The sequence below is a fragment of the Nocardiopsis halotolerans DSM 44410 genome (assembly GCF_000341065.1).
In the GTDB taxonomy this organism is placed as follows: Bacteria; Actinomycetota; Actinomycetes; order Streptosporangiales; family Streptosporangiaceae; genus Nocardiopsis; species Nocardiopsis halotolerans.
The window spans coordinates 1-8,314 of record NZ_ANAX01000401.1 but is presented as its reverse complement, the minus strand read 5'-3'; the positions used below and the strand labels follow the sequence as shown (position 1 = coordinate 8,314).

Here is an 8,314-nt window from a genome sequence, read left to right as displayed (position 1 = left end):
GTTGGCGATCAGTACTTTACGCACGGTGGTAAATCCTTCTGTTCGGCGCGGGGCGGGCAGCGCGCCGACCGCTCCATGAAGAGTCTGGGTATCGGGAGAGCACCGGGGTCACCGCATGCTCAGGCGCCAGGCGCCGGGACCGGGCCGCAGCGGGGCGCGCATCCCCCGCGCTCGGTCCCGCCACCCGGACGGGCGCTCGGTCTCGGGCTCCTCGGCGGTCCGGGCCGCCCGGGCGCGCGCGCTGAGCACCGCGGTGAGGACCGCGAGCTCCTCGGCGGTCGGCTCGCCGCGGACCACGGCCAGGTACGGCGGGTTCTTCGGCGCGGTCACAGCGGGATGTTCCCGTGCTTCTTGGGCGGCAGCTGCTCGCGCTTGTTCCGCAGCGCCCTGAGGGCCTTGGTGACCTGCACACGGGTCTCGGAGGGCATGATGACCCCGTCCACGTACCCTCGCTCGGCCGCGGAGTAGGGGTTGAGGAGGGTGTCCTCGTACTCGCCGATGAGGCGGGTGCGCTCGGCCTCGACGTCGTCGGCGGTGGCCAGGGTGCGCCGGTGCAGGATGTTCACCGCTCCCTGTGCGCCCATCACCGCGACCTGCGCCGTGGGCCAGGCCAGGTTCACGTCGGCGCCTAGGTGCTTGGAGCCCATGACGTCGTAGGCGCCGCCGAAGGCCTTGCGGGTGATCACGGTGATCAGGGGCACCGTGGCCTCGGCGTAGGCGTACAGCAGCTTGGCGCCCCGGCGGATGATGCCGCCCCACTCCTGGTCGGTGCCGGGCAGGAAGCCGGGCACGTCCACGAAGGTCAGCACCGGGACGTTGAAGGCGTCGCAGGTGCGCACGAAGCGCGCGGCCTTCTCGGAGGCGTCGATGTCCAGGCAGCCCGCGAGGCTCATGGGCTGGTTGGCGACGATGCCGACGGACTGGCCGTCCACGCGGCCGAAGCCCACCACGATGTTGGTCGCGAACTGGGCGTGGACCTCCAGGAAGTCCCCGTCGTCCAGGACGGCCTCGATGACCGTCCGCATGTCGTAGGGCTGGTTGGCCGAGTCCGGGATGAAGGTGTCCAGGGCCAGGTCGGTGTCGGCGGCCTCGTCTCCCAGGGCCTCCTCGGGAGGCAGGACGGGCGCCTCCTCCAGGTTGTTGTCGGGCAGGTGCGAGAGCAGCGTCTTCACGTACTCGATCGCGTCCTGCTCGTCGACGCCCATGTGGTGCGCCACGCCCGACCTCGTGTTGTGGGTCCGTGCGCCGCCCAGCTCCTCCATGGAGACGTCCTCGCCGGTGACGGTCTTGATGACGTCGGGGCCGGTGATGAACATCTGCGAGGTCTCGTCGACCATCACGATGAAGTCGGTGAGGGCGGGGGAGTAGACGTGACCGCCCGCGGCGGCGCCCATGATCAGGGAGATCTGCGGGATGACGCCCGAGGCGTGGGTGTTGCGCTTGAAGATCTCGGCGTACAGACCCAGCGCGACCACCCCCTCCTGGATGCGCGCTCCGCCGCCCTCGTTGATGCCCACGACGGGGCATCCGTTGGTGAGGGCGTGGTCGAGTACCTTGACGATCTTCTCGCCGTAGACCTCGCCCAGTGATCCGCCGAAGACGGTGACGTCCTGGCTGAACACGGCGACGGGCCGCCCGTCGACCGTCCCGTGACCGGTGACCACGCCGTCACCGTAGGGGCGGTTGCTCTCCAGCCCGAAGCTGGTGGAGCGGTGTCGGGCCAGGGCGTCGAACTCCACGAACGACCCCGGATCGAGCAGTGCGTCGATCCGCTCCCGGGCGGTCATCTTGCCTTTGGCGTGCTGTTTCTCCACGGCTCGTTCCGAACCCGCGTGTACGGCCTCGTACCGGCGTCGTTGCAGGTCGGCGAGCTTGCCCGCGGTCGTGTGGATGTCGATCTCGTCCGCGGACAGTGGTTCAGGGGCTTCGGTGGCCATAACTACGCAGGTTAACGCCGGGGGTCTCCCCCCGGGCACTCCAGCCCCGGGTTACCGACCAGTAGGTCTGCTTCGGTGCGGCCGGACCGGAACCCGCCGCCGGGGCGGGGACGAGGAGTCGCCGGGGGATCGGAACGCGGGGCGCGGTTCCGGAAAACGGCGTGAGGAAATGTGCAATTCCTTCTTTGGCGCAACAACGATTAACGCATGGGCAAAACATCCAAAATGTGCCCCCGCGCACCTGGAAGCAGGTGCGATCTCTGTAGGCTCGGGGACCATGACAGCGGTAAGCGCAGAACGTGACAGTGCCCGGCAGGAAGTTCCCGAACAACTCAGGAATGACGTCAAACTGCTCGGCGAGATGCTCGGAACGGTCCTCGCCGAAAGCGGTGGCGAGGATCTGCTCGCCGATGTCGAGAAGCTCCGGCGCGCGGTGATCGGAGCCCGCGACGGGTCGGTCACGGGGGAGGAGATCACCGGGATCGTCTCCGCCTGGCCGCTGGAGCGCGCCAAGCAGGTGGCCCGTGCCTTCACCCTCTACTTCCACCTGGCCAACCTGGCCGAGGAACACCAGCGTATGCGGGCCCTGCGTGAGCGCGACGACGCCGCCCACCCGCCCAGCGAGTCCCTCGCGGAGGCCGTGCGCGCCATCCGGGAGAAGGACGGGGGTGAGGAGCGCCTCAACGAGCTGATCGAGGGCATGGAGTTCCACCCCGTGGTCACCGCCCACCCGACCGAGGCCCGACGCCGTGCCGTGTCCACGTCCATCCTGCGCATCAGCGCCCAGCTGGACGCCTGGCACGCCTCCCACGAGGGCAGCAGCGCCGCCGCCGAGGCGCACCGCCGCCTGCTGGAGGAGATCGACCTGCTCTGGCGCACCTCGCAGCTGCGCTACACCAAGCTCAACCCGCTCGACGAGGTGCGCACCGCCCTCGCCGCGTTCGACGAGACGATCTTCTCCGTCATCCCGCAGGTCTACCGGAGCCTGGACACGGCCATCGACCCCGAGGGCACCGGTGTGCGCCCGCCCCGCGCCAAGCCCTTCGTCCGCTACGGCAGCTGGATCGGCGGCGACCGCGACGGCAACCCCTACGTCACCCACGACGTGACGCGCGAGGCCATGCTCATCCAGTCCGAACACGTGCTGCGCGGACTGGAGGCCGCCTGCGGCAGGGTGGCGCGCACCCTCACGGCCTACTCCAACCTCACCCCCGCCAGTCCGGCGCTGCTCGACGCGCTCTCCACGGCCCGCGCGGGGCACCCCGAGCTGACGGCGGAGATCGTGGCGCGCTCGCCCAACGAGCCGCACCGCCAGCTGCTGCTGCTGGCCACCGCACGGCTGCGCGCCACGCGTGAGCGCGACGCCGACCTGGCCTACCCCGACGCCGACGCCTTCCTGGCCGACCTGCGCACCGTGCAGGACTCCCTGGTCGCCGCGGGCGCGGTCCGTCAGGCCTACGGGGAGTTGCAGCACCTGCTCTGGCAGGCGGAGACCTTCGGCTTCCACCTCGCCGAACTGGAGATCCGCCAGCACAGCGAGGTGCACGCCGCCGCGCTCGCCGAGCTGCGCGAGGGGAGGACACCCTCCGAGCGGACCGAGGAGGTCCTCGCCACGATCCGGGTGATCGCCTGGATCCAGGAGCGCTTCGGTGTGGAGGCCTGCCGCCGGTACGTCGTCAGCTTCACCCGCTCGGCCGAGGACATCGCGGCCGTGTACGAGCTGGCCACCCACGCGATGCCCGCCGGGCGCGTGCCGGTCCTGGACGTCGTTCCGCTGTTCGAGACCGGGGCCGACCTGGAGGCCTCGCCGCACGTGCTCGAAGGCATGCTCAAGCTGCCCCAGGTGCAGAAGCGGCTGGACGAGACCGGCCGCCGCGTCGAGGTCATGCTCGGCTACAGCGACTCCGCCAAGGACGTCGGGCCGGTCAGCGCCACCCTGCGCCTGTACGACGCCCAGGCCCGTCTGGCCGCGTGGGCGGGTGAGCACGACGTGCGCCTGACCCTGTTCCACGGCCGCGGCGGCTCGCTCGGCCGCGGCGGCGGTCCGGCCAGCCGTGCCCTGCTCGCCCAGGCGCCCGGGTCGGTCGGCGGCCGGTTCAAGGTCACCGAGCAGGGCGAGGTCATCTTCGCCCGCTACGGGCAGGCCGCGATCGCCCGCCGCCACATGGAGCAGGTGGGCCACGCGGTGCTGATGGCCTCCACCGACGCCGTCCAGGAGCGCGAGCGCTCCGCCGAACGCAGGTTCCGCGGCTACGCCGACACAATCGCCAGCGCCGCGCAGGAGGCCTATCTGGGGCTGATCAACACCGAGGACTTCGCGGTGTGGTTCTCCCAGGTCAGTCCCCTGGAGCAGCTGGGCGAGCTGCGGCTGGGATCGCGTCCCTCGCGGCGCGGAGCCGCACGGGGCCTCGGCGACCTGCGCGCGATCCCGTGGGTGTTCGCCTGGACCCAGACCCGGGTCAACCTGCCGGGCTGGTTCGGGCTCGGCACGGGGCTGGCCGCCGTGGAGGACCTGAGCGTGCTCCAGGAGGCCTACCGCGAGTGGCCCATGTTCTCGTCCCTGCTCGACAACGCGGAGATGAGCCTGGCCAAGACCGACCGCACCATCGCCGAGCGCTACCTGGCGCTGGGTGGGCGTCCGGAGCTGACGGATCTGGTGCTGGGGGAGTACGACCGCACCCGTGAGCTGGTGTTGAAGGTGACCGGGCACAGCCGTCTGCTGGAGAACCGGGCGGTGCTCTCCCGCGCGGTCGACCTGCGCAACCCGTACGTGGACGCGCTGTCCCACCTGCAACTGCGCGCCCTGGAGGCCCTGCGGGGCGAGGAGGCCGACGCACTGTCCGAGGAGGACCAGCAGCACCTGGAGCGACTGCTGCTGCTTTCGGTCAGCGGCGTGGCGGCCGGGTTGCAGAACACCGGCTGATCCGGCCCGTGGACGACGGCGCCCCGCACCAGGGGAAGGTGCGGGGCGCCGCACGTGTTCCGGGACCAGCCCGTGCCGCCGGACGGGTTCGGTGCCGACGGGCGGGTTCGGTGCCGACGGGCGGGTTCGGTGTCGACGGGGGACGACCGGTCAGCCAGACACCTCCCTGGTCTTCTCCCCGGCCTCCTCCGGTCCGTGGAACCCGTTTGTGTCCGGGACGAAGCCGAAGGGTTCGGGCAGAGTGACGGGCGCCGTCCGCGTGGTGTTTCCCGAAGAATCCCGTTCCGATGGCCCGACCACGGGCGGTCGTTTCTCCAGTACGGAAAAGGACGCCCGTCACCATCAACGAGGTGGGGCGGGCTCTTCGTATTGCGAGAGGTACCGGTCCGGTGTTCCGGGTGCGTCTGGAAACCGGTGGGGGCACGGCGGGGTTCCGGCGCTGCTGTAATGGGGGTATGGCCAGCGCACCCGAACCCTTCCCGCGCCCTCCGCTCGACGCGGTGGCGCTCAACGCCGCCCTCGTCCGCCCGGGCGGCATGTGGCACCACGTCGAGGTGCTCCCCGAGGCCCGATCCACCAACACCGAACTCGCCGACCGCGCGCGGCAGGGCGCCCCGCACGGCTCCGTCCTGGTCACCGAACACCAGACCGCCGGGCGCGGACGTCTCGGGCGCGGTTTCTCCACCCCGCCGCACGCCGCCCTCACCCTCTCCCTCCTGGTCCGGCCCGAGGCTCCCACCGAGCGGCTGGGCTGGCTGTCCGCGCTCATGGGCGTGGCCGCGGTCGGCGCCGTGCGCCGCGTGTCCGGCGTCAAGGCCGCCCTCAAGTGGCCCAACGACGTCCTCGTCCCCGCGCACCTGCGCGCCGAACCCGCCTCGGCCGACGGCAAGCTCGCGGGCATCCTCGCCGAGGCCGACTTCTCCTCCGGCTCACCCGCCGTCGTCGTGGGGATCGGCCTCAACGTGTCCCAAGACCGCGCCGAACTCCCCGTGGACACCGCCGTCTCCCTGCGCGGGGAGGGGGCCGAGGCTCCGGACCGGGGCGCCCTGCTCACCGCCCTCCTGGGGGAGTTCGAGGAGCTGTACACCGCCTGGACCGCCGCCGACGGCGACGCCGAGGCCAGCGGGCTGGCCGCCGCCTACCGCGACATGTGCGTCACGGTCGGGCGCCGCGTGCGTGTGCACCTTCCCGGCGACCGGCTGCTGGAGGGCACCGCGACCGGTGTCGACGTCGAGGCCCGACTCCTCGTGCGCGGCCCCGACGGCGAACGTGCCCTGAGCGTGGGAGACGTCGTGCACGTACGCCCCGGCACCTGACCGGCCGTACACGGGGTTGTCCACAGGGGAACTTCGGCCCCTCCCGCGGCCGTTCGCCTTGTGGAATCATCATTGGTACGGCTGCCGCGGCCCTCTCACGGGGACGGGGGGTCCACCCGGAGACCGGGGCGCCCACGGGGGTCCCACGGCCCCGGACGGGCGCCCCGCCGGGCGGGAGGACGCGGGCGTAAGCTGGAGTGGAACCCCGTGCCGTGCTGTCGGCCGGTGCCGAAGTGACTGTTCCCCGCTTCCGGCGGGGATGTCCCGTGAAAGAGAACGTATGCCGTCGCGTCCCGACCCGAAAGTGATCGAGTCCGCCCTGCTCGGCGGTGAAGCGGTCTACACCAGGGAGCAGGCGATCGAGCTCGCCGGTGCCGATGCCGAACTGGCCGGGCGGATCTGGCGCGCCCTCGGCTTCCCCAACCAGGGCGACGACACGGTCACCTTCGCCGAGAGTGACGTCGAGTCGCTGCGCATCGCCAACTCCCTCGTCCAGGAGGGCGTCCTGGACGAGGAGGGCGTGGTCCGCTTCGCCCGCGCGATGGGCCAGACCATGGCGCGCCTGGCCGACTGGCAGACGAGCATCCTGAGCACGCTCATCTACCAGGAGGGCGAGGACTCCGTCAGCCCGCTGATGAACCAGGTCAAGGAGCTGCTGCCGGACGTCGAACGGCTCCTGCTGCACATCTGGCGCCGTCAGCTCGCGGCCTCCGCCGCACGCACTCTCACGGTGATGTCCAACAACGACACCGTGCCCAACTACTACCCGCTGGTCGTCGGGTTCGCCGACCTGGTCTCCTTCACCACGCTGAGCCGCGAGCTGGACGAGGTCGAGCTCGCCGGCGTGGTCGAGGGCTTCGAGGCCACCGCCGCCGACATCGTCGCCTCCGGCGGCGGCCGCGTCGTCAAGACCCTTGGCGACGAGATCCTCTACGTCGCCGACTCCCCGGCCGAGGCCGCCGACATCGCGCTGCGCCTGGCCTCCGGTGTCAAGACCCACGTGGAGGTCCCCGACGTGCGGGTCGGTCTGGCCTCCGGCCCGGTCCTGACCCTGCACGGCGACGTGTTCGGCACGACCGTCAACCGTTCCAGCCGCCTGACCTCCTTCGCCAGACCCGGCACGGTCCTGATCGACGAGAGCCTCGCCGAGAGCCTCGCCGACGAGGAGCGCCTCCAGGTGGTCAGGGTGCGCGCCCGCCACGCACACGGACTCGGCCTCATCCAGCCCTACGCCCTGCGCCGCAACTTCGAACCCGTCGGCTGAGCCGCCCGGCTTCCCCGACCACCGTGTGCGGGAGAATCCGTCGGGATAGGCTCTGTGGCGTCGACCCAACCCGCGAGTCAGGTGGTGAACACGTGAACGCCGTCTCCCCTGTCCAGCGTCTGCGTACCTCCGGCGTCTTCAGCCTGGAGGGCAGTGGGTTCGCCGTCGAGAACAACGTGTGGATCGTCGGGAACGAGGACAGCGCCATCGTCGTCGACGCCGCACACGACCACGAGGCGATCGCCCGCGGCTTGGGCGACCGTGAGCTGATGGCGATCGTGGCCACCCACGGGCACAACGACCACGTCAACGCGGCCGTCGCGCTGGCCGACCTCACCGACTGCCCGATCCTGCTGCACCCCGACGACGCCGAGCTGTGGCACCGCGTGTACCCGAACCAGGAACCGGACGCTCCGCTGCTGCACGGGGAGACACTGACGGTGGGCGGCATAGAACTGGACATCCTGCACACGCCGGGCCACACGCCGGGCGGGGTGTGCCTGTACGCGCCCGAGCTCGGCGTGGTCTTCACCGGCGACACCCTCTTCCCGGGCGGCCCCGGAGCCACCGGGCAGCCGTTCTCGGATTTTCCGACGATCATCGCCTCGATCCGCGACCACCTCGCGGGTCTGCCTGAGGACACGGTGGTCCACCCCGGCCACGGCGAGTCCACCACCATCGCCGAGGCCGCCGAGTGCCTCGACACCTGGGCGGCCCGGGGCTTTTGACCCTGGCCGCGCCACCGCGTGCGGACCCGAGTCCACCGCCGAAAGCGAAAAGCAGACGGCCGGAGCCATGTGTGAGGTCCACATCTGACGCTCAGGTCGCTGATGGTGACGGTGGCGACGCTGTCACCAACGGCGGGAGCGGCCTC

The 8,314-nt window shown here is 71.2% G+C and carries 6 protein-coding genes; 4 read left to right on the top strand and 2 right to left on the bottom strand.

All coding sequences use genetic code 11. The annotated features are described in order from the left end of the window. Positions 1–108: 108 nt before the first annotated feature. Both D455_RS0128495 and D455_RS0128490 read right to left on the bottom strand, forming a co-directional pair. On the bottom strand, positions 109–330 hold the full coding sequence (locus D455_RS0128495; protein WP_017574058.1) for an acyl-CoA carboxylase subunit epsilon: 222 nt from the start codon (positions 328–330) through the stop codon (positions 109–111). Next, positions 327–1,937, bottom strand: coding sequence for an acyl-CoA carboxylase subunit beta (locus tag D455_RS0128490; protein WP_017574057.1), 1,611 nt, complete (start codon positions 1,935–1,937; stop codon positions 327–329). The genes D455_RS0128495 and D455_RS0128490 overlap by 4 nt, the downstream gene beginning before the upstream one ends. 277 nt (positions 1,938–2,214) lie before the next feature. Here D455_RS0128490 and D455_RS0128485 point away from each other — a divergent pair, with 277 nt between their 5' ends. From D455_RS0128485 to D455_RS0128470, 4 genes are all read left to right on the top strand, one after another. Beyond that, positions 2,215–4,860, top strand: a complete 2,646-nt coding sequence (locus tag D455_RS0128485) for a phosphoenolpyruvate carboxylase (RefSeq protein ID WP_275040919.1) — start codon at positions 2,215–2,217, stop codon at positions 4,858–4,860. Between the two features lie 455 nt (positions 4,861–5,315). Next, entirely contained in the window at positions 5,316–6,176 is an 861-nt protein-coding gene (locus D455_RS0128480) for a biotin--[acetyl-CoA-carboxylase] ligase (protein ID WP_017574055.1), read from the top strand. A 280-nt stretch (positions 6,177–6,456) separates the two neighbouring features. Next, the gene (locus tag D455_RS0128475; protein WP_026123071.1) at positions 6,457–7,440 is read left to right on the top strand and encodes an adenylate/guanylate cyclase domain-containing protein; all 984 of its coding nucleotides are present in this window, start codon (positions 6,457–6,459) and stop codon (positions 7,438–7,440) included. A 92-nt stretch (positions 7,441–7,532) separates the two neighbouring features. Beyond that, positions 7,533–8,168 carry an MBL fold metallo-hydrolase gene (locus tag D455_RS0128470; protein WP_017574053.1) on the top strand — a complete coding sequence of 212 codons (636 nt, stop codon included), beginning with the start codon at positions 7,533–7,535 and terminating at the stop codon, positions 8,166–8,168. The last annotated feature ends 146 nt before the right edge of the window (positions 8,169–8,314 follow it).

Excerpts from the sequence above, each read along its gene's own strand:
- D455_RS0128475 (WP_026123071.1), top strand. The coding sequence starts at position 6,457 with ATGCCGTCGCGTCCCGACCCGAAAGTGATCGAGTCCGCCCTGCTCGGC.
- D455_RS0128480 (WP_017574055.1), top strand. The coding sequence starts at position 5,316 with ATGGCCAGCGCACCCGAACCCTTCCCGCGCCCTCCGCTCGACGCGGTG.
- D455_RS0128490 (WP_017574057.1), bottom strand. The coding sequence starts at position 1,937 with ATGGCCACCGAAGCCCCTGAACCACTGTCCGCGGACGAGATCGACATC.
- D455_RS0128485 (WP_275040919.1), top strand. The coding sequence starts at position 2,215 with ATGACAGCGGTAAGCGCAGAACGTGACAGTGCCCGGCAGGAAGTTCCC.